Source organism: Streptomyces sp. NPDC042371 (assembly GCF_056437465.1).
Genome location: NZ_JBWKAP010000001.1, coordinates 503333 through 526598, shown reverse-complemented (window position 1 = coordinate 526598; position 23266 = coordinate 503333). Strand labels below are relative to the sequence as shown.

Here is a 23266-nt window from a genome sequence, read left to right as displayed (position 1 = left end):
ATCACATCGTGGTGGGTTGCAGGGCGGTCGGTGACGTGTCCGGATTCGGACTCCCCGGCTCCGCGGATTTGCCGTGCCGTCCCGAACCGTTCGCCCCGTCGCCATGACGCCCGCGTACGAGGAGGACGGTTCCCGCCACCGCGAGTACCCCGCCGAGCACGCCCGCACCGACCGGAAGCGTCTCGCCGACCAGTTCAAGCCGACTGCTGTCGTCGTCGGCGAGCTTCACCTGAGCCCTCTGGGTGTCCGGCGTGAACGCGATCCGGTCGCTGTCGAGCAGTACCGTCGCGTCCTTGTCCGAGCCCGGCGCCCGCAGCGTCTTGCGGGGGCCGATCGCGGCATAGATGATCCGGCCGGTGCGCTGGTCCGCGACGAGCTCGATGCCGTGGTTGGCGTAGTACTCGTCCGCGATGACCTGGCTCTTCCGCGGCTGTCCGACCATCCGCCCCGGCACCTGACGCGTGCCCGTCTTGGTGGCCTTCACCGTGCCCGTGAAGCGGTAACCCTCGTAACCCTGGATCTTCTTGGTGCCCTTGTAGGTGAGCGGCACGGTCGCGCCCAGGGTGTTGTCCCACCAGCGGTAGGACCGCTTCTCCACGTCGAAGGGGAACTTCAGATAGGCCTCGCCCTCGAAGTACGGCTCCTCGCCGCAGCAGTGCACCGGCGCGTTCGTCTTGCGGTCGGTGACCCAGCGCTCCAGCGTCCACTGGAGCGAGTCGTGCGGGTCGGCCGCGGGCAGCGACTTGTCCGGATCGACGGACGTGGACACGTCCCAGACCGCGCGCCCGCTGTCCTCGCTGTCGGCCACGTCGCCGCGCACCTGGCGGGTGATGGTGAGGTCCTTGTCGTGGACCGTCTTGATCTTCTCGGTGTCGAAATAGCTTCCCTTGCCTTTGAAAACGGTCGTGATGTCGACATCCACGGGCGTGCGTTTCGCGCGTGGCTCGACGTACCAGGCCAGCATCGGTGCGAGGACCAGAAGAAACGCGCCAAGCCCGAGCAGGATCAGCGACAGAGGAGAGGCGGTGCGGCGCATGAGGTCACTCCTGGGCTGAGGGCGGGAGAAGTGTTACCGAGCCGTATGGGCCGGGAACCGTAGGCGCACCCTTGACGAAGTGTCAATGCATTGCAGAGACTGAGGACTTGCCGGACGGGGCCGGCACGGGCTGTGCGACCAGCGCTTCGTGGCCGGGGCTTCACCACCGGCCGAGGGACTTGCGCGACCAGGGTGGGGACGACCTCCGACAGAGAGGCTGACCCTCGCAATGCATCGACTGCTCGCCGCTTCACTCACCGTCGCCGCCGCGGCGCTCCTCGCCGTGGGCGCGGCGCTCGGCATCGTTGCGCTCCTCGACGCCACCCCGGACCAGCCCAATACGCCGCTCGTGCATTACGAGGCGCCGGCGCGGGGGCAGTGAGCGACCGTGGCCGCCACCCACGCCCAGGCGTCCGACGACCTGACGGCTGACGGCGGGTTTCCGGACGGCCGGACTCCGGATGCTGCCGAAGCCGCCGAATCCGTCGGGGCCGTCGAAGCCGTGCAATCAGCCGATGCCGCCGACGCCCCGGACGGCCGCCCCGCCGGTGATCCGCCGCCGGAGGCCAGGCCCCCCTTCCGCTCCGCCTGGCGCGACGTACCGCCCCGGCAGGTGCGGGAGTTCGCCGCGCTCGCCATGGAGGAGGTGCCCGCTCTCGCCCAGGACATCCTGCGCGAGATCCGCGCCGAATACCCCGGCCTGCCCGTCGTCCTCGACGACTCGGGCGAGCCGATGGCGCTGATCGGCATCCGCCGCGCCCTGGAGGGCTTCGTCCAGCAACTGGCGTCCCAGGAGGGGCGGCCCCGCTACCACCTGGAGGTCTTCCAGGAGTTCGGCCGCGGCGAGGGCCTGCACGGCCGCAGCCTCGACTCGCTCCAGGCGATCTACCGCCTCGGCGTGCGCCTCGCCTGGCGCCGCCTCGCCGAGATCGGCCAGCAGATAGAGATCCCGCCACCGGCCATGTACGAACTCGCCGAGTCGGGCTTCGAGTACCTGGACGGCCTCGTCGACCAGTCCGTGCGCGGATACGCGGAGGCGGCGGCCCGCGAGGCAGGCGAACGGCTCAGGCTGCAGCGCAAGTTGATGGAGCTGCTGCTGTCCGACCGGCGGTCCGACACCGGCTCGGGGGCGTCGCACGGGCCGGGCTCCGGCTCGGGCTCCGCGTCCGGCGCCGCCGCCCTCGGCAACGGCCTTGGCGAGCGCGCCGCCCGCGTCGGCTGGCAACTGCCCGAACGCGTCGCTGTCGGCGTCCTGCTGCGCCCCGCGCGGGAAGCCGTCGCGCCCGCCGTCGGCGAGGGCGTCCTGCTCGACATGGAGGCCGAGCAGCCCCGCATGGTCGTGCCCGACCCCGACGCGGCCGGACGCCCCGAGCTCCTGCGCCGCGCCATGACCGGCTGGTCGGGCGCCATCGGCCCGCCCGTGGCCCTCGCCGACGCCGCGAAGTCGCTGCGCTGGGCGGAGGCGGCGGTGCGCCTGATGGAGCGCGGACTGCTGCCCTCCGGTGAGGTCCTGCACTGCACGGAACACACCGAGGCGCTGGTGCTGCTGCAGCCGGAGGAGCTCATCGAGGACCTGGCCCGCCGCTGCCTCGCCCCCCTGGAGCACTGCGGCCCCGCCCACGGCCGCCGCCTCGCCGAGACCCTCCTCGCCTGGCTGGAGACCCGTGGCGGCGCCCCCGAGGTGGCGGCCCGCCTGGGCGTCCACCCGCAGACGGTCCGCTACCGCCTGCGCCAGATCAGGGAGCTCTGGGGTGACGAGGTGGACGATCCGGACCGCCGCTTCGAACTGGAACTGGTGCTGCGGGCCCGTCGGTTGAGGGGGCAGCTGGGCAGGGCGTGAGAGGTGCGGCGGGGCGTGGCGTGCGCAAGCGCCACGCCCGGAACCGACCGGACCTTTCGATTCCGCACACAACTTTCACAGCCCCGGCTTCCGCTGTTACGGGCGAGGCACCTAGCCTCCATGCCTCATGGACTACTGCCACCCGTGCCGCAGGCACCTCAACGGCGCCCTCGCCTGCCCGGGGTGCGGAACCCCGGCCGACGCCTGCCGGGAGTACGCGCAGTCCGCCGCCGCGTCGCAGGAGGAGCCCGACGCCTACGACGACGCGTACGAGGAGTCGTCCCCGCGCACTCGCGCCCGCCGCAAGGAGCGCACCCGCAGGGCGCACCGCCGCAGGCGGCGCAAGATCCTCTTCGTGACCGCGGGACTCGCGCTCGCGGCGGGCGGCCTGAGCCTCGCCGAGCTCGGCACCGAAGGCGCCTCCGAGGACCCCGCCGCCGCGTCCGCGCCGGACGGCGGCACGGAGGATCCCTCCGCGGCCCGCCCGACGGACCCGGAAGGCACCGGCGGAGGCGGCGCGACGGCCGAGGACGCGGCGGCCACGTCGGCGCGTCCGACGGCGGAGGAGTCACGGGACGCCGACCAGAAGGACGAGAAGGACGGTAAGGACAAGAAGAAGCGGGACGAAAGCGGCGACGGCGACAGCGAGGACGAGCAGGGACAGGAGGGTGGCGAGGGCGACGAAGGCCCCGGCACCCCGACCTCCACCACGCCCCCGCCCCAGGACGACACCCCCGGAACGCCCGGCTCCACACCCCCGCCCCCCGCCGACGACCCGAAGCCGACGAAGCCCCCGGAGCCGACCCCGACCGAGACGTGCGACCGCTTCCTGTGGTGGTGCACGTAAGGGCCTGCCTTTGAGCCGGGCAAGGGGTCGGATGAGCCGGGCCAGGAGTCAGATCTCTTCGCCCAGCATCCTGCGCAGCAGCCCCCGCAGCGCGAGCCGCTCCTCGCGCGAGAGCTCCGCCAGCGGCTCGCGCGCGAAGTTCAGCGACTCCCGCAGGCCGCGGGCGACCTCGACGCCCTCCGGTGTGGGCGCCGCCAGCTTCACGCGCCGGTCGGCCGCGTCGGGGCGCCGCTCGACGAGGCCGCGCGCCTCCAGGCGGTCGACGATCCCCGTGATGTTCGACGGCTCGCACTTCAGCTTCTGCGCGATGCGGCGCATGGGCATAGGTTCGAGGGAGAGCAGCCCGAGGACACGGGCCTGTGCGCCGGTCAGCGCGTGCTCGGCGGCCGCCTCCTCGTACTCCTCGTAGTAGCGCGCCACGACCGTGCCGATCAGCTCGACGACTTCGAGTGTCAGCGGGTCGGTGCGGGGGGTGGGGGCGCTGGAGCTACTGGTGGCCATGCTCACCAGGTTACCCGTTTACTTGACATCATGAAATATTCAGGAGCATGGTTGTTTTACAACCTCAAGCATTTTTCGCAACCCTGGCGCTGGCACACAACAGCCCGCACGCAGTAGGAGGACGCCCCCATGACCGTCACCCCCGAGCAGCTCCCCTCCGTCGGCCGCGAATGGCACCTCGTGCGTCGCCCGTCCGGCTGGCCGGTCCCGGAGGACTTCGCGCTGCGCGAGGTCCCGGTGGAGGCCCCGGCCGAGGGTCGCGTCCTGGTGCGCAACCTGCACTTCTCCGTGGACCCGTACATGCGGGGCCGGATGAACGACGTGAAGTCGTACGTGCCGCCGTTCCAGCTCGACCGCCCCATGGAGGGCGGCGCGGTCGGCGAGGTCGTCGCGTCGAACGTCGAGGGCTTCGCGGTGGGCGACCACGTCCTGCACTTCGCCGGGTGGCGCGAGTACGCCTCCGTGCCCGCCCAGCACGCCACCAAGGTCGACCCGCAGGCCGCGCCGCTCTCCGCCTACCTCGGAGTGCTCGGCATGACGGGCCTGACCGCGTACGCCGGACTGCTCGAAGTGGCCTCCTTCAAGGAGGGCGACGCCGTCTTCGTCTCCGGCGCGGCCGGTGCGGTCGGCGGCCAGGTCGGCCAGATCGCCAAGCTGAAGGGCGCCTCGCGCGTCGTCGGCTCGGCCGGTTCGGACGACAAGGTGAAGCTGCTCGTCGAGGAGTACGGCTTCGACGCGGCCTTCAACTACAAGGACGAGAAGTCCGTCGCCGAGCAGCTCAAGGAGGCGGCCCCCGACGGCATCGACGTCTACTTCGACAACGTCGGCGGGGAGCACCTGGAGGCCGCCATCAGCCGCCTCAACGTGCACGGCCGCGTCACCATCTGCGGCATGATCGCGGGCTACAACGACACCGAGCCGACCCCCGCCCCGCGCAACCTCGCCATGGTCATCGGCAAGCGCCTGCGGCTGCAGGGCATGCTCGTGCAGGACCACGCGGCGCTGCAGCCCGAGTTCGTCCGCGAGGTCGGCGGCTGGATCCGCTCCGGCGAGCTCAAGTACCGCGAGACGGTCGTCGAGGGCGTGGAGAACGGCGTGGAGGCCTTCCTGGGCATGCTCCGCGGCGAGAACACCGGAAAGATGATCGTCTCCCTCGGCTGAACAGCCCCACCGGTTCACTTCCGGTATCCGATAACCTAATTCCACAAACCGTGGTTGTGGGCGCGCACCACGTCACATCTCAGGAGGAAAAGGCAGTTATGTCCATCCAGAAGATCGACGTCAAGTACACCGCCGTAGCCACCGCGGAGAACGGCCGCGATGGCCGTGTGGCCAGCGACGACGGCAAGCTCGACGTCGTCGTGAACCCGCCGAAGGAGATGGGCGGCAGCGGCGCGGGCACCAACCCCGAGCAGCTCTTCGCCGCCGGTTACAGTGCCTGCTTCCAGGGCGCCCTCGGTGTGGTCGCCCGCAAGGAGAACGCCGACATCTCCGGCTCGACCGTGACCGCCAAGGTCGGCATCGGCCAGAACGAGGCCGGTGGCTTCGGCCTGGAGGTCGTGATCACGGCCGCCATCCCGAACGTGGACGCGGCCACCGCGCAGTCCCTGGTCGAGAAGGCGCACCAGGTGTGCCCCTACTCGAACGCCACGCGCGGCAACATCAAGGTCGAGGTCTCGGCCGCCTGACCACAGGCCGTACGTACGTGAGGGCCGCACCCCGCTCCAGGGGGCGGCCCTCACGCGTGCGCGGATCGTGCGCGGCTCAGCCCGCCGCGAGCGCCGCCTCGTGGACCGCACGGACCAGCCGCTCGTTCTCCACGGCGGGGCCGCCGGGGAACGCGAACCGCCGCCGCGTGTAGCCGTAGGCGAGCCCGCTGCGCGGATCGGCGAACGCCTGCGAGCCGCCCGCGCCGCTGTGCCCGATGGTGCCCGCGCCCAGGAACGGGTAGACGGCCACCGACGTCGCCTGGAAGCCGACGGCGAACGCCTTGAAGGCCCCCGCCACCAGGTCGTGGCCGACCGACTGGATCTGCCCGAACTCGGCGACCGTGTCCGCCTTGAGCAGCGCCTCGCGGCCCTCGATGCCGGTGACCGCCGCCGCGTACATCCCGGCGAGGCCCCGCGCGGACGCGACGCCACCGGCCGAAGCGGGCCCCTTGGCGCGCAGGCGGCGGGAGTTGGGCATCGCCTCCAGATCGGTGGGCTGCGCGGTGTGGCGGTTGAAGGCGATGGAGCCGAGGCTCTGCGGCTGCGGCGGCAGCGCGTCGAGCAGGGCCGCCTGCTCGGGCGTGGGCGCCATCGGCCGCACGGAGCGGAACCGGCCCTCGTGCTCCTCGGGCAGCCCCAGGAAGAAGTCGAGCCCGTACGGGGCGCGCACCCGCTCCTCGTACACCTCTTGCAGCGTCCGCCCGGTGGCCCGGAACACCACCTCTCCGGCGAGGGCGCCGATGGAGAGGGCGTGGTAGCCGAAGGCGGTGCCCGGGCGCCAGAAGGGGCGCTGCGCGGCAAGACGCGCGGCGATCACCCGGTCGTCGGCGATCTCCTCGGGCGAGAAGCCGGAGCCGGCGCCGGGGACACCCGCGCGGTGCGCGAGCAACTCCCGCAGGGTCACCGCGCCCTTGCCCTCCGCCGCGAACTCCGGCCAGTAGTGGGCGACCGCCCGGTCCAGGTCCAGGACCCCGTCCTGCACGAGCAGGGCCACGACGAGGTGGGCGGCGCCCTTGGTGGAGGAGTAGACGCCGTAGAGGCTCTCGCCGGTGACGTCCGGGCCCACCCACAGGTCGACGACCTTGCGGCCCCGCACATGGGCGGCCAACTGCCCCTCGTACTCGGGCAGTTCGTTCGCGAGCACGGCGGTGAACTCCTCGCGCACCGCCTCGTACCCGTCGGCGACCGTTCCCTGCACTCGGATCTCACGGGTCATGGCGGCGGGACCTCCGGGGGCGCGGTGATGTCATGGTCTGTGTGTCTGTGACGTGATCAACCGCCGCGCCCCCGGCGCGCATTCCCGTTACCGGCCGACGCTCAGCAGCGCCCGCCCGACCTGAGGGAACATCCCCTTCGGGTGGTCGCGGAAGAGCGGCTCCGTGCCGAACAGCACCACGTCCGTGGCCCCGTCCGACCCGCTGACGACCGCCGCGCGGCCCGCGGCGTCCGCGGGCCCTCCCGTGCCGTCCTCCGCGGCCCGCCAGTGCCCGGACACCAGCGGGTTGCCGGTGCCGTACTTCTGCTCCACGCGCACACCGGCGCCGAGGTCGGTGAACCACGACGGCGAGTAGACGAAGCCGTGGTCCGGCGCCCCGCCCGTGACCGTGCCGCCCGCGTTCACCACGCGGACCACGCCGTTCGCGTCGTCGTTGCCCCCGACGGCCTTGACGGCGAGCAGCCCGGCGTCGGCGTTGAGCGCGGCACCGGCCGCGCCCCGCCCGACCAGGCCGCCGCCCCTGGCGAGGAACCGGTCGAGCCGGTCCTTGGCCGCCGCGTTCAGCTCGCTCCGGTCCAGCCCGGCCGAGACGAAGAGCGCGTCCGCCTTCTTCCAGTCGAAGCCGGAGTTGAGCACGGCGGTCGACACGGGCACCACCTCGAAGTTCATCTCCCGCAGCGCGAACAGCTCGCCCGGCGTGACGGCCGCGGCGACCCGCGTCCGGTGCAGGGCCGCGCCGCCCTTCGCCTTCGTGGCGTCGAAGGCGACGTCGTACTTCTTCGCCGCGGCGGCCGCGGCACGGCGCGCGGAGGACGGCACGACGGCGCTCCCGTCCCGGTCGCGGCGCACCGAAACACCCTCCGCGAGCAGGGAGTTGAGGGCAGCGATCTCGCGCGGGTCGTCGAGGCGCAGGCGCAGGTTCCCGCGCGGCGCCACGTACCCGACGCGGGACGCCGCGTGCACCGCGCGGCCGTGCACGCCGTCCAGGTCACCGCTCTTGACGGAGACCACGCTCGCGCCCCACAGCCGCCCGAGGCTCCAGCCCGAGATGTCGTACATCGTCGACACCTTGTCGCTGATGTCCCGCCCGTCGGCCAGCATCACATTGGCCAGGCCCCGCTTGGGCTGGTGCATGTCGACGACGTACGAGCCCTTCGGATACGTCCGCCCGCCGAGCCGGAACGCCTTGCCCGCCCGCTCCACGCGCACGTCGTTGGCGACCAGATGGTCCACGAGCCGCGCCGCCGCCGCGGCGGAACGCTGGCCGCGCCCGCCCGCCGGAATCACGTACGCCCGCGGGAACTCGGTGGTGTACACGTCCTCGGGGCCGATCCCGGGCACGCCCGGCACGGTCTCCTCCGACACCGGCACCTGCTTCGCACCCGTCGCGCCCCGCCGGAAGACCTCGATCTGGTCGGCGATCACCGAGGTGCGGTGCCGGTCGGTGTAGTCAAGGGTGGCACGCATCGCGGCGCCCGCGATGTCCGTGTTGATCCTGGCCCTGCGCCGCAGCTCGGCGACCGGCTGGGTCTCGTACTCCTCGTTGTTCACCTGCATCGGGAACTCGATGGTGTGCGTGGCCACCGCCCCGTGGAACGGCATGTACTGCGGGGTGAAGATCGGCGGCCAGTCGTCCCAGCCCTCCTTCTGGTCGCGGAAGGGGATGACGGCGGGCTTCACGCCGTCCTTCGCCTCCGTGTACCCGAGGCCGTTGACGGCGGCCTCCATGCCCAGCGCGTTGGCGTAGGAGTTCTTCAGGAAGAGGTCGTACTCGTAGTTCTCGCCGTGCGGGGGAGTGGTCGGCTCGATCAGCGTGCCGTTCACATAGCCGTGCAGGTCGATCATGACCGCGGGCTGCTTGGCGATGGCGATCTGCCGGACCGCGCGGGCCTCGGGCTGCGAGGCGGTGATGAAGTCGCGGTTCAGGTCGAAGCCGTTGGCGTTGGCGCGGGTGCCCGCGATGCGGCCGTCGGGGTTGGTGGTGACGTTGAAGTAGAGGCGGTTGTGCGCGAGCAGGTCCCGGCTCTTCTTGTCCTCGGCCTTCGCGAGCTTCCCGATGAGCTTCAGGGCCGCGTCGGTGCCCTCCCACTCGTTGCCGTGGATGTTGTTGTTGATGAAGACGGGCGTCTTGTACGAGGACTTGATCGCGTCGTCCTTCGCGGCGGCCGCGGGCGCGTTCTCGATCCGCTCGCGCATCCGCTCCTGCCGGGCCGTCTCGCGCGCGGACTCGGGCGCGGTGACGGTCACGAGGTAGAGCTGGTGCCCGCCCGCCGAACGGCCCGCGAGTTCCACGCTCACGCGGTCGCCGACGCGCTGCAGGTCGTTCAGCTTCGGGGCGATGCCGTGGTACGGCGTCAGCCCCAGTTTTATCGACTTGTCGGCAGGGTTCTCCGGGGGCAGGTCGAGCTTCCGCTCGCGCGGATAACCGCGGCCCTTGTCGCCGCCGAGCCCCGCGGCTCCGGACCGCGCGTCGCCGAGGGCGCGTTCGGCGGCGGCCTCCGGGGCTCTGGCGGCCCGGTCGGCGTCGAGCGGCGAGCCCTCGCGGGTGACCGGGCGCGGCGTCGGATCGGCGGTCGCGCTGCCCGGGACGAGCGCGGTGAGGACCAGTGCGCTCGCGGTGGCCGCGGTGGTGAGCAGAACGGGTCTGGATGGCCGGGATATACCCATACGTACCTCCGGAAGATCGGTACGCGAGGTCTTACCGGTTCAACACCCGTTCAACAAGAGGGCCTTGCGTCCCGGCTGTGACGGTCCCGGCACACGATCTTGAACAAACCCCCGGCGACCTGCGGCTAAGGTGTGCCGCATGCGCGATCTGGGTGTGGGCTTCGGCTACTTGATGAAGGGGCAGCGCTGGGTCGCCCAGCACGGCAAGCAGTACGGATGGGGGCTGCTGCCCGGCCTCATCACGCTCGTCCTCTACGCGGCGGCGCTCGTCTCGCTCGCCCTGTGGGGCATCGATCTCGTCGGCTGGGCCACGCCGTTCGCCGACGACTGGTCCTCGCCCTGGCTCGGCCTCTTCCGCGGCTTCCTGACGGCCCTGCTCTTCGCTCTCGCGCTGCTGCTCTCCGTCATCACCTTCACCGCGGTGACCCTGCTCATCGGGGACCCCTTCTACGAATCGCTCTCCGAGCAGGTCGACATCTCCGAGTGCGGCCACGCCCCCGAGTCGGGCCTGCCGCTCTGGCGCGACCTGTGGATCTCCGCGCGGGACAGCCTGCGCATCGTGGTGCGCGCGCTGGTCTGGGGCGTGCTGCTCTTCGCGCTCGGCTTCATCCCGGTCGTCGGCCAGACCGTCGTCCCGGTGATCGGCTTCTGTGTGACCGGCTTCTTCCTCGCCGAGGAGCTCGCCGCGGTCGCGATGCAGCGCCGCGGCATCGAACTCCGCGAGCGGCTCGCCCTGCTGCGCTCCCGCAAGCGGCTCGCCTGGGGCTTCGGGACGCCGCTGGCCGTCGCCTTCCTGGTGCCGTTCGTCGCCGTGTTCCTGATGCCGGGGGCGGTCGCGGGCGCGACGCTGATGACACGGGACCTGCTGGGCGAGAACGGCTCGGACGGCGACGGCTCACGCACCGCCGGTGACGGCTCACGCACCGCCGTCGGCGGTCAGGACGACGACGCGGCGACCCCGAGGATCCCCCGCACCTGAGCGATGATGTCGAGCCGGTTCCGCACGAACTCGGGGTCGGTGACGTCGCCCGTCGCCGGATCGGTGTTCCCCGCGCCGAACTGCAGGACCGGCGTGTGGACATGACCGCCGGGCAGCCGGTCGTGCAGCCCGAGCCGGTCCCGCAGCAGGGTGGCGCGGTAGGCGATCTCGTTCGACAGGTAGTCCCCGCCGCCGCCCGCACGCGCCGCCGAACCCTCGGTGGGACCGTCGGGCCGGACCACGGGCTCGCTGCCGCCCGCCGGTATCTCGGTCACCGACGTGTTGTCGTACACCGGGAAGCGCCCGGTCTTCGCGGCCACGATCTCCTTGTACGGGAGTGTCGTCGACGTCCACTGGGGCTGCGTGGCGGGATCGCTCACCGGCACGATCCCGGTGCGTGACAGGTTCTCGTTGTCGCCGAAGCCGCCGCGCCAGGCGCCGTTGGTCCGCTCGATGTCGAACTTGCCGACGCGGCCCTGGCTGATGGTGGTGAAGAGGTCGACGCGGGGCAGGTACGGGCGCAGCGCCCGCTCCACGGCGCCGTCGGCGAAGTCCTCCCAGCGGACCGGGAAGACGACCGCCTCGACGCGCGCGGGCCCGTCGGCGGTCCGGATCGTCGTGCCGTCCAGGGCGAGGGCGGCGGCGCCCGACGGATTGCTGATGCGGACGTCGCGGTCGAGGGTGAAGGGGTCGAACCCGGTGACGAGGATGCGCTTGACGTGCCGGTTCCCTTGCTTTCCGGGGCGGTGGTCGACGGTGTCCTGGCCGCGGGAGGACCGCTCCAAGGCGCCCATGAGCCGGTCCCGCTGGTGCTGGCTGAGGGAGAACCGATTCGGCTCCCACTGCCGCAGCTCGCGCGTCATCCCGAGCCGGGCCCAGTACAGCGGCCGGTCGTCGTCCTTGCTGAGGCCCGTCTGCTGCTTGCCCTGGGCCCGCTCGACGGCCCGCCGCCACAGCGACTGACCTTCGCGTACGACCAGCCGCCGCGCCTGGTTGTAGGAGCGGACCTTCCCCAGCGCGCCGGCGAACTCCGGTGCGACGGAGTCGAATCCGCTGCGCCCCAGGATCTCCTGCGGGGCGGCGCGGTCGAGTCGCGCCTCCTCGGTGGTGGGGGCGGTGGCGGAGGCCGTGTGCCCGGCCGGGGCGGCGGATGCGGACGCCGGGACACCGAGCCCGGTCAGCAGGGCGGCGACGCCGAGGGCGCCAATTCGTGAGAGCACGCGAGTCCTTCCGTGACGGGTGAGGTGGCGGAAGTATCGCGGGACGGGAGGGTCGAGCGCTACGGCTCGCTACTTCGCGCTGTGCAGCATCCGGGCGCGGGCCGCCGCGGCGAGCAGCGCGCAGCCGACCGCGCCGACCACCAGATCCACCCAGGCAGGCGCCCCCGCCTCCCGCAGCACGGCGGAGACCCCGAACGAGGTGTCCCACCCCGACTCGGTGATCGCGGAGCCGAAGCCCTGCACGAGCAGGATGGCGCCGAAGAGAGCAAGAAGCCCGCCGGAGGACTTCTTGGGCCTGGGCTGGGGCTGTGCCTGGTTCTGAGCTTGAGTCCGGCCGGTCATGCGTATCTCATCTCCCCGATCGCGAGGCCTCGTGGGCGTCACATTTTTTCGATGCGGTCGCATCAGATCATGCACGCCAACGGGATATGATGCAACCGCATCGAATAGGAAGGCGCCCCCAACATGCCCAAGCAGGTCGACTACGAGGACCGACGGAGCCGTATCGCCGAAGCGGTCTGCCTGCTGATCGCCCGCTCCGGGATGGAGTCCGTCAGCCTGCGGGACGTGGCCACGGAGGCCGGGGTGTCGATGGGGGCGGTGCAGCGCTGCTTCCGTACGAAGGACGAGATGCTGCTCTTCGCCCTGGAGGGCATCTCGGAACGCATCGGGGACCGCGCGAAGGCCCGCATCGAGGCGTCGGACGCCCCGGAGTCGGCCGTGACGCTGCTGGACCGGACCCTGTCCGCGCTCGCGCTCGTCGAGCCCGAGGACAGGACGGAGGCGCAGGTCTGGGGGGCGTTCGTCGCGCATGCGGCGGTGAGCGAGGAGCTGGCGGGGGTGCTGCGGGACACGTACGCCAAGCTCTACGAACTCCTCGTCTGGCTCCTTGAGTACGGCCGCACCGCGGGCGAACTGCGCCCCGACCTGGACGCACCGACGGAGGCCCGCATCCTGGTGGCCTTGACGGACGGCCTCACGGCGGAGGTTCTGGTGGGACATCTTGCGCCGGGGGCGGCGCGGGGGGTGTTGAGGGGGTATACGGAGAGATTGACCGCTTAGCCCGAGGCCGACCCGCAGGGGGCATCGTCCCTACTCCCACTAGGCGTTGCGGGGCAAACGGGTGGGCGGGAAACATCCGCCGCGAAGCGGCGGTCTCGAGGCCCCTACCCAGCAGGACACCGCAGAGCAACAGCCCGGGCCCTAGGCTCAACACATGAGCGCGATCACGATCGCGGGCCTGCTGGCCGGTTACGGCATAGCCATGCCAGTGGGCGCCATAGGCGCCTACCTCGTGGCGCTCACCGCACGGACGACCCTCAAGACAGGCGCCTGCGCCGCATTGGGCGTGGCGACAGCCGACGGACTCTACGCACTGGTCGCCGCACTCGGCGGCGCCTCGCTCACCGACGTGGTCGAGCCGGTCATGGCGCCGCTGCGCTGGGCCTCGGTCCTGGTGCTCGTCGCGATGGCGGCACGCGGCGCGGTGACGGCGGTCCGCGAGTACCGCGGACGTGACGCCGCCACCGTCGGGACGGGCGTCCCCGTCGGCCCCGCCCGCGCGTACGCCGCCCTGCTGGGCCTCACCCTCCTGAACCCCGCCACCGTCATCTACTTCGCCGCGCTCGTCCTCGGCAGTCCGGCCACGGCATCGCTGACGCGCGCGGAGCAGGCGGTGTTCGCGCTGGCCGCCTTCGTGGCGTCCGCGAGCTGGCAACTGCTCCTGGCGGGCGGCGGCGCGCTGTTGGGCCGGGCCCTCACGGGTCGCAGGGGCCGACTGGCCACCGCGCTGGCGTCGAGCGCGCTGATCACGGGCTTGGCGGCCCACTTGCTGCTCAGCGCCTGACGTCGGCGGGCCCCGTGAGCCGCCCGATCACGCACCGCGCGGTGTCGGCCATCACCGGGTTCGTCTCCTGGTAGTACGAGAGTTCCATGAGGGCGATCGTGAGCGCCCAGCCCTGCCCGCGCGCCCACATGTCGTCGTCGACGGCTGGTCCGAGGGCAGTACGGAAGACGGGTCGGGCCTCGGCGTCCATCATGTACCACGCGGCGATCAGGTCGACGGCGGGATCGGCCGTACCCATGCACTCGAAGTCGATGACGGCACCGAGCCGCCCCTCGTGGACCAGCACGTTCCCCGGCTGGAGGTCCCCGTGCACCCAGACGCCGGGACCCTGCCACGGGGCGGCGCGCAGCGCGGCGTCCCACACCTCCGTGACGGCGTCGACGTCGACGACCCCACGCAACCCGGCGATGACCTCGCGCGTGGCGGAGTCGCGCGACGCCAGGGGATCGCCGCGGTAGGAGACGGGGGCGCCGGTCGGGTCGACCTCGCGCAGGGCGGTGACGAACGCAGCCATGTCCTCGGCGAACAGGGCGGGTTCGGCGAGCGGCCGCCCCGCGACGGGCGTCTCGCCGTCGAGCCACCGGAAGACGGACCACGGGTACGGGTAGCCCTCGCCGGGACCGCCCATGCCGAGCGGCGCGGGTACGGGTACGGGGAGCGCCGCCGCAAGGCCGCGCAGCCACCGGTGCTCCCGCTCGACGTCCTCGACGGAGCCGGACAGCCTCGGCAGCCGCACCACCATGTCCGCGCCGAGCCGGTACATCGCGTTGGACGTCCCCGCGGAGTCCACACGCTCCACGGACAGCCCGGCCCACGCCGGGAACTGGTCCTCGACCAGCCGACGGACCAGCGCCTCGTCGATGTCGGCCTCGTCGGCGTGCATCTTCCCCGTACTCACATTTCTCCCTCGTCCACCGGGCCTCGGGCCCGAACCGCGGACCCGGACCGTATCCGTTTACGTAGGGTCGGTCGAACAGAATTCGGTGCACCTCTCGGGAAGAAGCCACATCCGGATGACCATGGCCGTGAACCCGACCGTCGAACCAGCCCCCGGCAGACCGGGGTTGACGCTCCGCCCCTGGACCGCCCGCGACGTCCCCGCCCTCCTCGCGGCCCACCGCGACCCGGACCTGCGCCGCTGGCTCGTGCTGCATCTGGAGAGCGCGGCGGACGCGCACCGCTGGGTCGAGGAGCAGCACGAGGCGTGGGCGGCAGGCACGTTCTTCAGCTTCGCGGTGACCGAAACCGAAACCGAAACCGAAACCGGAACCGAAGAAGCCGGAACCGAAGCCGATGCCACCACCACCGAACACGACCGCCCCATAGGCAACGTCGTCCTCAAAATCGCCCCCGACAGCTCACGCCCCGGCGCCGCCTCGGAAGTCGGCTACTGGACCGCCCCCGAGGCCCGGGGCAGAGGCGTGGCCCCGCGCGCCCTCGAAGCCGTCTCCCGCTGGGCGTTCGCCTCCCTGCCCCTGACGGTGCCAGGACGCCTGGAACTCCTCCACGCCGCCGCCAACGAGGGCTCCTGCCGCGTCGCCCAGAAGTCCGGGTACGCCCTCCACTCCGTACTGCCGCCCTTCCCGCCCGACTATCCGGGGGAAGGCCACCTGCACGTCCGCGTGGACAAGCCCTAGTCGTCGCGCGGCCCCAGCCCCCGCGCCGCCCCCCGAAGCGCGCCCAGGAACGGCCGTACCGCGGGCGCCGGTACGCGGCCCCGCGCCGTCGCCGCGTACACCGCGCGCGGGGGCACCCCCTCGTCCCGTACCGGCACCAGCACGATGTCCTGCCGCACCCCCTCCGCCGCCAGCGCGGGGACGAGGGCCACGCCGAGCCCGGCCGCCACATACCCCTGCTTCGCCGTCCACTCCGCGACGACGTGCGCGACACGCGGCCGGAAGCCGTGCCGCAGCGCCGGGTCGAGCAGGGAGCCCTCGATGCGGGAGCTGCCGGAGATCCAGTCCTCCGCGGCGAGCCGGTGGAGCCGCAGCTCGGGCTCGCCCGCCAGCGCGTGTCCCGCGGGCAGCGCGACGTAGAGCGTCTCGTCGAGCAGGTGGTGCAGCTCGTACGCCTCGCCGGGGCCGGGCGGGCTCGGCAGGGTGCCGCCCGTCGCCGACACCACCGCCAGATCGAGCTCGCCCTCCGCGAGCCGGGACAAGAGCGCGGGCGTCAGGCCCTCCTCGCGAGTGAGGGTCACCCCGGGGTGCCGGGAGCGGAAGGCGGCGATGGCCCGCGGCACGAGCCCCGCGTCCGCCGTCGCGAACGCCCCGACCCGCAGCAGCCCGCCCGCCGCGTCCCGAAGGGCCGCCAACTCCCGCCCCATGGAGCCTAGTCGGGCCAGCAGCTCCTCCGCGTGCGGCAGCAGCGCCCGGCCCTGCGCCGTCGGCCGCACCCCGCGCGGCAGCCGGTCGAAGAGCGGCGCCCCGCCGAGCGCCGCCTCCAGTGCGGCGATCTGCCGCGACACGGCGGACTGCGTCCACCCCAGTTCCCGCGCGGCCACCGTGAACGACCCGTGCCGGGCCACGTCCAGGAAGGTCCGGAGCCAGACGGTCGACAGCTCGGGCGGGGCGCTGTCAGAGCCGTGGGGGCGGTGTGCGGCATGCGGGTTCGGCATGGGTCGCATGCTAGACATTCGCTTGTCGCATCGCGCGGCCGGGCCTAGCGTCGGACGCATGGAAAAGATCGCATTCCTCGGCCTGGGGCACATGGGCGAGCCGATGGCCCGTCACCTGCTGGCGGCCGGGCATCCCTTGAGCGTCTGGAACCGCACCCCCGAGAAGGCCGACGCCCTCGTCGCGGAGGGGGCCACGGCCGCCGCGAGCCCCGCCGACGCCGTGCGCGGGGCCGACGTCGTCATCACGATGCTCGCCGGGCCCGACGCCGTGCGGGGTGTCGCGGACGCCGTGGTCCCCGCGCTGCGCCCCGGCGCGTACTGGGTGGAGATGTCGACCGTCGGGCCTGAAGTCGTACGGGAGTTGGCGGGCCGCGTCCCGGACGGCGTGACCCTCGTCGACGCCCCCGTCATGGGCAGCACGGACAAGGCCGCCGCGGGGCGGCTCGGCATCCTGGCGGGCGGCGACGCGGCCGGCGTGGAGCACGTACTCGCCCGGTTCGGCCCGGTCACCCGCACCGGCGCCCTCGGCTCCGGGGCCGCGCTCAAGCTCGTCGTCAACACCGCCGTCATCGGCGGCGTGGCCCTGGTCGCCGAGGCGATGAAGCTCGCCGACGCGCTCGGCCTGGACGAGGACACCGCCAGGGGAGCCCTCGCCGGGGGTCCGCTCGGCGGCGCCGTCGCCCGTGCCTTCGCCACCGACGTGCACTTCGGCAGCGACCTCGCCGTCAAGGACGTCTCCCTCGCGACGCAAACCACACAACTGCCCGCTATGGAGGCCGTGTTGGGTCACTTCCAGGCGGCCGCCGCCGATCCCGACGTCGTCCACGAGGACGTCGCCCGCGCCGTCACCCACATCCGCGCCCGCCGCGACAGCTGAGGAGAACGGAACAGACATGCAGATATCCATCGACAACCCCGCCGGAGCCCCGCAGCCCTTCGGCCCCTACTCGCAGGTCGCCCGCGTCGAACACGCCGACGGGGGCGTCCTGTTGTACGTCTCCGGCCAGTGCGCGGAAGGGGACGGCATGGCCGCCCAGTCCCGCGGTGTCTTCGAGGCTCTGGCGCTGCTGCTCAAGGCGCACGGCGCCGGGCTCGACGACATCATCAACATCCGTACGTATCTGACGGACATGGACGGCTTCGCCGACTACGCGGCCGTGCGCAAGGAGTTCCTCACCGGGACCCCGCCCACCAGCACCACCGTCGCGGTCTCACGGCTCGTCCCGCCGCGGGCGCTGGTCGAGGTCGAGGTCGTCGCCGCCGTCGGCACCGGGGGAGCCGCCGCCCAGTAGCCGCAGGAAGTCCCTGAACGCCCCCGGCATGTCCACCGCGTCGGGGGCGAGCAGCCACTGGTACTGCAGGCCGTCCATCGCCGCCACCATCAGTGGCGCGGCGGCCTCCGGGGTGAGCCCGCCCGGCAGCCGGTCGCCGTACTCGGCGCGCAGCACCGCCGCGAAGTTCTCGCGCACCGCCTCGTACCGCTTCGTGAAGAAGGCACGGGCGGGGTGCCCGTCCGTAACGCTCTCGCCGAGCAGGGCGGAGAAGGTCTGCACGATGCCGGGGCGCATCACGTTGTACTCGACCAGTGAGCCGAGCAGATCCAGGCGCCACTCGCCGCGCGGCACCGCGTCCCACTGGTCGCGCGCCTCCAGGACGGCGACCAGCAGCGCCTCCTTGGTGGGGAAGTAGTGCAGCAGACCCTGCTGGGTGAGCCCGACCCGCTCGGCGACCGCCCCGAGGCTCGCGCCCCGGTAGCCGCGCTCGGCGATCACCTCGAACGCCGCCCGGAGGATCTCCGCGCGCCGCTCCTCGCTCCTGGCCCTGGCCGCCATGGCCCGCACCCCTTCCCTACGTCCTCGCTCGGAGGACCGTACGACATCTTCGAACACAGACCATGGATAACGACAGGATAACGAAACCTACCTCTCTACAGGTAGCCGATGCACGATGGGAGGACCGGCGCGGAACGGCACGAGACGGACGGAACGAGGAGGCACCGCCATGGCGGAGACCCAGCCCACCGAGCAGCGGCAGTACGAGGAGCAGGAGCAGGCGCGCGAGGCGGCCGTCGAGGCCGCACTCGGCAAGCTCGATCTCGACGCCAAGGCCCGCCTCCTGGGCGGCCGGAACATGTGGGCCCTGCACGCCCTGCCGGAGATCGGCCTCCGGTCCCTGGTGATGTCCGACGGCCCGGTCGGCGTGCGCGGCGTGCGCTGGACCGCCGACGACCCGTCCGTCGCGCTGCCGTCCCCGACCGCGCTCGCCGCCACCTGGGACCAGGACCTGGCCCGCCGCGCCGGTGTCCTGCTCGCGCAGGAGGCCCGCCGCAAGGGCGTGCACGTCCTGCTCGCCCCCACCGTCAACCTCCACCGCTCCCCGCTGGGCGGCCGCCACTTCGAGGCGTACAGCGAGGACCCGTACCTGACCGGCGTCATTGGCACCGGCTATGTGCGGGGCGTGCAGTCCGGCGGCGTCGGCACGACCGTCAAGCACTTCGTCGCCAACGACGCCGAGACCGACCGCTTCACCGTCGACAACAAGGTGCCCCCGCGCGCCCTGCGCGAGCTCTACCTGGCGCCCTTCGAAGCCATCGTCGCGGGCGCCCACCCGTGGGGCATCATGACCGCGTACAACCAGGTCAACGGCGTGACCATGACCGAGCACCGCCACCTCGTCGGCGAGGTCCTGCGCGGCGAATGGGGCTTCGACGGCTACAACGTCTCCGACTGGATGGCCGCCCGCTCCACCACCGGCGACATCGAGGGCGGCCTCGACGTCGCCATGCCGGGGCCGCGGACCGTCTACGGAGAGCCGCTCGCCGCCGCCGTCCGCGCGGGCGAGGTCACCGAGGAGAGCGTCGACGCGGCCGTCCGCAACGTCCTGCGGCTCGCCGCCCGCGTCGGCGTCCTCGAAGGCGCCGAGCCGGTCGTCGCCCCGCGGAACCTCCCGGCGCGGACGGACGGCGAGGCCCTGGCCCGCGAGATCGCCCGCCGCGCCTTCGTCCTCGTGCGCAACGAGAACCGGGCCCTCCCGCTGAGCCCCGACGGCAGCGGCGTGGGCGCGGGCACCGTCGCCCTCATCGGCGCCGCCGCCCGCGACGCCCGCATCCTCGGCGGCGGCTCCGCCACCGTCTTCCCCGCCCACGTCGTCTCCCCGCTCGACGGCCTGACCGCCGCTCTGCCCGAGGGCGCGCTCACGTACGCCGTCGGCGCCGACCCCAGCGACGAACTCGCCGCAGCCGACAAGGGGTTCGCGCTCCGCGCGATCTGCCGCGACGCCACGGGCGCCGTCCTCGGCGAGGGCAACCTCCCCTCCGGACACGTCCAGTGGATCGGCGACGACCTGCCCGAGGGCGTCACTCACGAGACCCTGGCGGCCGTCGACGTGGTCGGCACCTTCACCCCGCGCGAGAGCGGCGAGCACGTCTTCGGCACGAGCGGCCTCGGCGCCTTCACCCTCACCGTCGGCGGCGAGACCCTGTACGACGGCGTCCAGGAGATGGGCTCCGCGTCCGACCCCTTCGAGGCGTTCTTCGGCTCGCCCGTCGAGCGCGGCAGGGTGCGGCTCACCGCAGGTGAACCCGTCGAGATCGCCATGCGCCACCCGCTCGGCAAGGACTTCGAGGCCCCGCTGCAGGGCGTCGTGTTCTCCCTCGTCCACCTCGGCCCGAGGCGCGACCCCGACGAGCTGATCGCCGAGGCCGTCGAGGCCGCCCGCGCCGCCGACACCGCCGTCTTGGTCGTCGGCACCACCGAACGCGTCGAGTCCGAGGGCTTCGACCGCCGCGACCTGCGGCTGCCCGGCCGCCAGGACGACCTGGTCCGTGCCGTGGCCGCCGCCAACCCGAAGACCGTGGTCGTCGTCAACTCCGGCTCACCGGTGGAGCTGCCCTGGCGGGACGACGTCGCGGCCGTCCTGCTCGGCTGGTTCCCCGGCCAGGAGGGCGGCGCGGCCCTCGCCGACGTGCTGCTCGGCGCCGAGGAGCCCGGCGGCCGCCTCCCCACCACCTGGGGCGACCTGGCCGCCGCCCCCGTCACCGCCACCACGCCCGAAGAGGGCGAACTCGCCTATGCCGAGGGTGTGTTCATCGGCTACCGCGCCTGGGAGAAGGCGGGCGCCACGCCCTCCTACCCCTTCGGGCACGGCCTCGGCTACACCGACTGGACGTACGAGTCGCTGACCGTCGAGGGCACGACGGCCACGATCCGCGTCCGCAACACCGGGGACCGCACGGGCCGCGAGGTCGTCCAGGTCTATCTGGCCCCCGCAACCGGCGACCCCGGCCGCCCGGCCCGCTGGCTCGCCGGGTTCGCGAGCACGGTGGCGGCGCCGGGCGAGACGGCCGAGGTGACCGTGGAACTCCCGCGCAGGGCCTTCGAGACCTGGGACGAGGGCACGGACTCCTGGACGTACCGGAGCGGCACGTACGAGGTCCAGGCGGGCCGCTCGGTGGCCGACCGACGGCTGACCGAGACGCTCATCGCCTGAGGGGCCCGGGGGGCCGTAGAGGGCCCGCGGACCGCGCTAGCGCGAGGAGAAGCCGTACACCGTCTCCGAGGCGTACACCCCGCCCGGCCGCAGCTCCGTCACCGGGAACCGCGGCCGGTTCGGGGAGTCGGGGAAGTGCTGTGTCTCCAGCGCGATCCCGCCGCCCGGCGCGAACGGCAGGTCCGGCGCGAAGTGGTCCGCCGTGTAGAGCTGCAGCCCCGGCTCCGTCGTCGAGACGGTCAGCACCCGGCCGGAGCCGGGGTCACTCAGCTGGGCCACCTCGACCGGCTCCGCGGTGACCCCCTTGTCGAGCACGTAGTTGTGGTCGAAGCCGGGGCCGACCTCACGTGCCGTGCGGAAGTCGCACCGCGTCCCCGCCACGTCCGCGTACTCCCCGGTGGGAATCCCGCCACCGTCCACCGGGGTGGTGCGGGAGGCGGCGATCCGTACCTCGTGCCCGAGCGCGGTCCCGGTCCCTGCCCCCGCGAGGTTCCAGTACGTGTGGTTGGTGAGGTTCACGACGGTCGGCGCGTCCGTCGTCGCCTCGTACGCGATCCGCAGCGACCCCGCCTCGTCCAGCGCGTACGTCACCGAGACCGCGAGCCGCCCGGGATAGCCCTCCTCGCCGTCGGGGGAGACCCGCGAGAGTCGCACCCCGTGTCCGTCGGCGGGCTCCGCGTCCCAGACGTGCTTGTCGAAGCCGCGCTCGCCGCCGTGCAGCGCGTTGGATCCGTTGTTCCGCGCGAGGCGGTACGCACGCCCGTCGACCTCGAAGGAGCCGCCCGCGATCCGGTTCGCGTACCGCCCGACCAGCGCACCGAAGTAGGGCCCCGGATGCGCCAGATACCCCGCAAGATCCTCGAACCCCAGCGCCACCGACGCGACACGCCCGGAACGGTCGGGCACTTGCGCCGACTGCACGATCCCGCCGTACGTCAGGACGCGTACCCGCACCCCGGCCCGCTCCAGCGTCCAGCGGTGGACGGGGCTGCCGTCGGGAAGCGTCCCGAAGAGTTCACTACGCATGATCGAGACCCTACGCGGCCCCCGTCACGCCACGGGCTTCCTCGACGTCACCTGCCGGTAGGCGATCTCGGCGAGCCGCGACTGGCCGTTCTTGCTGGGGTGGAACCAGTCCCAGTGGCTCAACTGGTCGCCGTCGAAGCGGTAGTCGAAGACCGCCCCGCCGTCGTAACGGCAGCGCCGGTCCTTGCCGCACACGTCTTCAAGGACCTTGTTGTACGCGACCACGCGGTCCTGCACCGAGTCGCGCCGCTGGGTCGCCGCGGAGTTCAGGTCGTCGGGGTCGGCCAGCATCGAGGAGCAGATGCCCAGCTTCCACACCTGCTTGCCCAGCGGATTGGTCCGCCCCTGGGACCAGAGCCGCTTCAGGTCCGGCACGGACGCCACGTACACCTGCGCCTTCGGCAGCTCGCGGCGCAGGGTGCGCAGCGCCTCCTCGAAGTCGGCGCGGAACTCGCCGACCGGCGTCATCGCGGCGGCCGACGAACGGCACGCGTCATTGGCGCCCGTCATCACCGTCACCAGCTCGGGACGCTCCGCGGCTGCCGCCTCGATCTGCCCGGTCAGGTCCTCCATGCGGGCGCCGGTCTTCGCGTGGTTCCAGCTGTGCGAGGCGGCCCGTGTCTTCCCGAGCAGCCGCGTCGCCAGGCTGTCGACCTCGGTGTCGGTGCCGGTCGCCCAGGACGCCTCGGGGCAGTCGGAGAGCACCGAGCAGGCGTCGAAGCCGCGCGTGATGGAGTCGCCGACCGCGGCCAGCGAGCGGGGCGAGGTGTCCCAGGCGGGAGTTGGTTTCGGGGACGGCTTGCCGTGGGCGGACTCGCCGCCCGGTGCCCCCGAGTTCCCGCCCTGCGCGTCGCAGGCGGTGAGCGCCCCGCCGCAGAGAAGGGCCGCCGTCGCGAGCGCGACGACGGCGCGTGAGCGGCGCCTGCGGTTCCGCATCCCTGCTCCCCTCGGTCGTTCAACGTGACGTCGTGCGCATGCCCAAGGTTGAGCCCCGCCGGGTGAAAGGTCGGAGTTTCCTGGCCTTTGGACCGACGGTACGTCACACTCCTTGCGCCGCCGCACGGTAGCCTCGGGCCCGTAGCCGCCGGGCCACTGCTGTCACGGCAGCGACAGGGCGGGTGGTCCACCCGGTGACGCCTCGCTCTTGTGGTTCCGCTAAATTACATCACGTCACATCTGTCCCCTTTTCCCAGGTTTATCTAGTATTTGGGGAAAACTGCTCGGCACGGGCGCGAGGCCGCTGGGGAAGGCGAACCTCGACCCACACTGGAGGTCCC

Annotated in this window: 23 protein-coding genes; 12 read left to right on the top strand and 11 right to left on the bottom strand. The window is 72.5% G+C overall.

Annotated elements, in window-relative coordinates; genetic code table 11:
- Nucleotide 1: 1 nt before the first annotated feature.
- Complete coding sequence (gene pgfA, locus AC068B_RS02405) at nucleotides 2-1036, bottom strand: cell envelope lipid trafficking protein PgfA (RefSeq protein ID WP_478668462.1); 1035 nt, start codon at nucleotides 1034-1036, stop codon at nucleotides 2-4.
- Between the two features lie 229 nt (nucleotides 1037-1265).
- Between pgfA and AC068B_RS02400 the strand changes: the two genes are divergently transcribed.
- From AC068B_RS02400 to AC068B_RS02390, 3 genes are all read left to right on the top strand, one after another.
- Nucleotides 1266-1418 (top strand): hypothetical protein, encoded by a 153-nt coding sequence (locus tag AC068B_RS02400; protein ID WP_167355687.1) that lies wholly within the window; start codon nucleotides 1266-1268, stop codon nucleotides 1416-1418.
- A 255-nt stretch (nucleotides 1419-1673) separates the two neighbouring features.
- Nucleotides 1674-2876, top strand: coding sequence for a PucR-like N-terminal domain-containing protein (locus AC068B_RS02395; RefSeq protein ID WP_478669219.1), 1203 nt, complete (start codon nucleotides 1674-1676; stop codon nucleotides 2874-2876).
- A 127-nt stretch (nucleotides 2877-3003) separates the two neighbouring features.
- Nucleotides 3004-3723: an SCO2400 family protein gene (locus tag AC068B_RS02390; RefSeq protein ID WP_478668460.1), complete on the top strand. Its 720-nt coding sequence runs from the start codon at nucleotides 3004-3006 to the stop codon at nucleotides 3721-3723.
- A 48-nt stretch (nucleotides 3724-3771) separates the two neighbouring features.
- Here the strand turns inward: AC068B_RS02390 and AC068B_RS02385 are convergent, their stop codons facing one another.
- Complete coding sequence (locus AC068B_RS02385; protein ID WP_478668459.1) at nucleotides 3772-4224, bottom strand: MarR family winged helix-turn-helix transcriptional regulator; 453 nt, start codon at nucleotides 4222-4224, stop codon at nucleotides 3772-3774.
- A 129-nt stretch (nucleotides 4225-4353) separates the two neighbouring features.
- On the opposite strand from AC068B_RS02385, the gene AC068B_RS02380 reads away from it, so the two are divergent.
- The gene (locus AC068B_RS02380; protein WP_478668457.1) at nucleotides 4354-5385 is read left to right on the top strand and encodes an NADP-dependent oxidoreductase; all 1032 of its coding nucleotides are present in this window, start codon (nucleotides 4354-4356) and stop codon (nucleotides 5383-5385) included.
- A 98-nt stretch (nucleotides 5386-5483) separates the two neighbouring features.
- Complete coding sequence (locus AC068B_RS02375; RefSeq protein WP_055553766.1) at nucleotides 5484-5912, top strand: organic hydroperoxide resistance protein; 429 nt, start codon at nucleotides 5484-5486, stop codon at nucleotides 5910-5912.
- 76 nt (nucleotides 5913-5988) lie between these two features.
- Here the strand turns inward: AC068B_RS02375 and AC068B_RS02370 are convergent, their stop codons facing one another.
- Nucleotides 5989-7149 carry a serine hydrolase domain-containing protein gene (locus AC068B_RS02370; protein ID WP_478668456.1) on the bottom strand — a complete coding sequence of 387 codons (1161 nt, stop codon included), beginning with the start codon at nucleotides 7147-7149 and terminating at the stop codon, nucleotides 5989-5991.
- 87 nt (nucleotides 7150-7236) lie between these two features.
- A complete protein-coding gene (locus AC068B_RS02365) occupies nucleotides 7237-9816 on the bottom strand; it encodes a M14 family zinc carboxypeptidase (protein ID WP_478668454.1) in 2580 nt (859 codons plus the stop codon).
- A gap of 139 nt (nucleotides 9817-9955) precedes the next feature.
- On the opposite strand from AC068B_RS02365, the gene AC068B_RS02360 reads away from it, so the two are divergent.
- The gene (locus tag AC068B_RS02360) at nucleotides 9956-10795 is read left to right on the top strand and encodes an EI24 domain-containing protein (protein WP_478668453.1); all 840 of its coding nucleotides are present in this window, start codon (nucleotides 9956-9958) and stop codon (nucleotides 10793-10795) included.
- On the opposite strand, the gene AC068B_RS02355 is transcribed toward AC068B_RS02360, so the two are convergent.
- Both AC068B_RS02355 and AC068B_RS02350 read right to left on the bottom strand, forming a co-directional pair.
- The gene (locus tag AC068B_RS02355; RefSeq protein WP_478668451.1) at nucleotides 10753-12015 is read right to left on the bottom strand and encodes a pyroglutamyl-peptidase I; all 1263 of its coding nucleotides are present in this window, start codon (nucleotides 12013-12015) and stop codon (nucleotides 10753-10755) included. The two genes, AC068B_RS02360 and AC068B_RS02355, sit on opposite strands and share 43 nt — an antisense overlap.
- Before the next feature lie 69 nt (nucleotides 12016-12084).
- Complete coding sequence (locus AC068B_RS02350; protein WP_478668450.1) at nucleotides 12085-12357, bottom strand: hypothetical protein; 273 nt, start codon at nucleotides 12355-12357, stop codon at nucleotides 12085-12087.
- Nucleotides 12358-12480: 123 nt separating this feature from the next.
- Between AC068B_RS02350 and AC068B_RS02345 the strand changes: the two genes are divergently transcribed.
- Entirely contained in the window at nucleotides 12481-13077 is a 597-nt protein-coding gene (locus tag AC068B_RS02345) for a TetR/AcrR family transcriptional regulator (RefSeq protein ID WP_478668448.1), read from the top strand.
- A gap of 154 nt (nucleotides 13078-13231) precedes the next feature.
- Entirely contained in the window at nucleotides 13232-13861 is a 630-nt protein-coding gene (locus tag AC068B_RS02340) for a LysE family transporter (RefSeq protein ID WP_478668446.1), read from the top strand.
- On the opposite strand, the gene AC068B_RS02335 is transcribed toward AC068B_RS02340, so the two are convergent.
- Nucleotides 13851-14744, bottom strand: a complete 894-nt coding sequence (locus AC068B_RS02335) for an aminoglycoside phosphotransferase family protein (RefSeq protein ID WP_478669217.1) — start codon at nucleotides 14742-14744, stop codon at nucleotides 13851-13853. The two genes, AC068B_RS02340 and AC068B_RS02335, sit on opposite strands and share 11 nt — an antisense overlap.
- A gap of 130 nt (nucleotides 14745-14874) precedes the next feature.
- Between AC068B_RS02335 and AC068B_RS02330 the strand changes: the two genes are divergently transcribed.
- On the top strand, nucleotides 14875-15498 hold the full coding sequence (locus tag AC068B_RS02330; protein ID WP_478668444.1) for a GNAT family N-acetyltransferase: 624 nt from the start codon (nucleotides 14875-14877) through the stop codon (nucleotides 15496-15498).
- On the opposite strand, the gene AC068B_RS02325 is transcribed toward AC068B_RS02330, so the two are convergent.
- A complete protein-coding gene (locus tag AC068B_RS02325) occupies nucleotides 15495-16475 on the bottom strand; it encodes a LysR family transcriptional regulator (RefSeq protein WP_478668443.1) in 981 nt (326 codons plus the stop codon). The two genes, AC068B_RS02330 and AC068B_RS02325, sit on opposite strands and share 4 nt — an antisense overlap.
- Before the next feature lie 58 nt (nucleotides 16476-16533).
- Here AC068B_RS02325 and AC068B_RS02320 point away from each other — a divergent pair, with 58 nt between their 5' ends.
- Together AC068B_RS02320 and AC068B_RS02315 are read left to right on the top strand one after the other, a co-directional pair.
- A complete protein-coding gene (locus AC068B_RS02320) occupies nucleotides 16534-17352 on the top strand; it encodes an NAD(P)-dependent oxidoreductase (protein ID WP_478668442.1) in 819 nt (272 codons plus the stop codon).
- 16 nt (nucleotides 17353-17368) lie between these two features.
- On the top strand, nucleotides 17369-17767 hold the full coding sequence (locus AC068B_RS02315; protein ID WP_478668440.1) for a RidA family protein: 399 nt from the start codon (nucleotides 17369-17371) through the stop codon (nucleotides 17765-17767).
- Here the strand turns inward: AC068B_RS02315 and AC068B_RS02310 are convergent.
- Entirely contained in the window at nucleotides 17687-18307 is a 621-nt protein-coding gene (locus tag AC068B_RS02310) for a TetR/AcrR family transcriptional regulator (RefSeq protein ID WP_478668439.1), read from the bottom strand. The two genes, AC068B_RS02315 and AC068B_RS02310, sit on opposite strands and share 81 nt — an antisense overlap.
- A 169-nt stretch (nucleotides 18308-18476) precedes the next feature.
- Here AC068B_RS02310 and AC068B_RS02305 point away from each other — a divergent pair, with 169 nt between their 5' ends.
- On the top strand, nucleotides 18477-20963 hold the full coding sequence (locus tag AC068B_RS02305; protein WP_478668437.1) for a glycoside hydrolase family 3 protein: 2487 nt from the start codon (nucleotides 18477-18479) through the stop codon (nucleotides 20961-20963).
- Nucleotides 20964-20999: 36 nt separating this feature from the next.
- Here the strand turns inward: AC068B_RS02305 and AC068B_RS02300 are convergent, their stop codons facing one another.
- Together AC068B_RS02300 and AC068B_RS02295 are read right to left on the bottom strand one after the other, a co-directional pair.
- Nucleotides 21000-21989, bottom strand: a complete 990-nt coding sequence (locus AC068B_RS02300) for an aldose epimerase family protein (RefSeq protein WP_478668436.1) — start codon at nucleotides 21987-21989, stop codon at nucleotides 21000-21002.
- 24 nt (nucleotides 21990-22013) lie between these two features.
- Nucleotides 22014-22925, bottom strand: coding sequence for an SGNH/GDSL hydrolase family protein (locus tag AC068B_RS02295; protein ID WP_478668435.1), 912 nt, complete (start codon nucleotides 22923-22925; stop codon nucleotides 22014-22016).
- Nucleotides 22926-23266 lie beyond the last annotated feature (341 nt).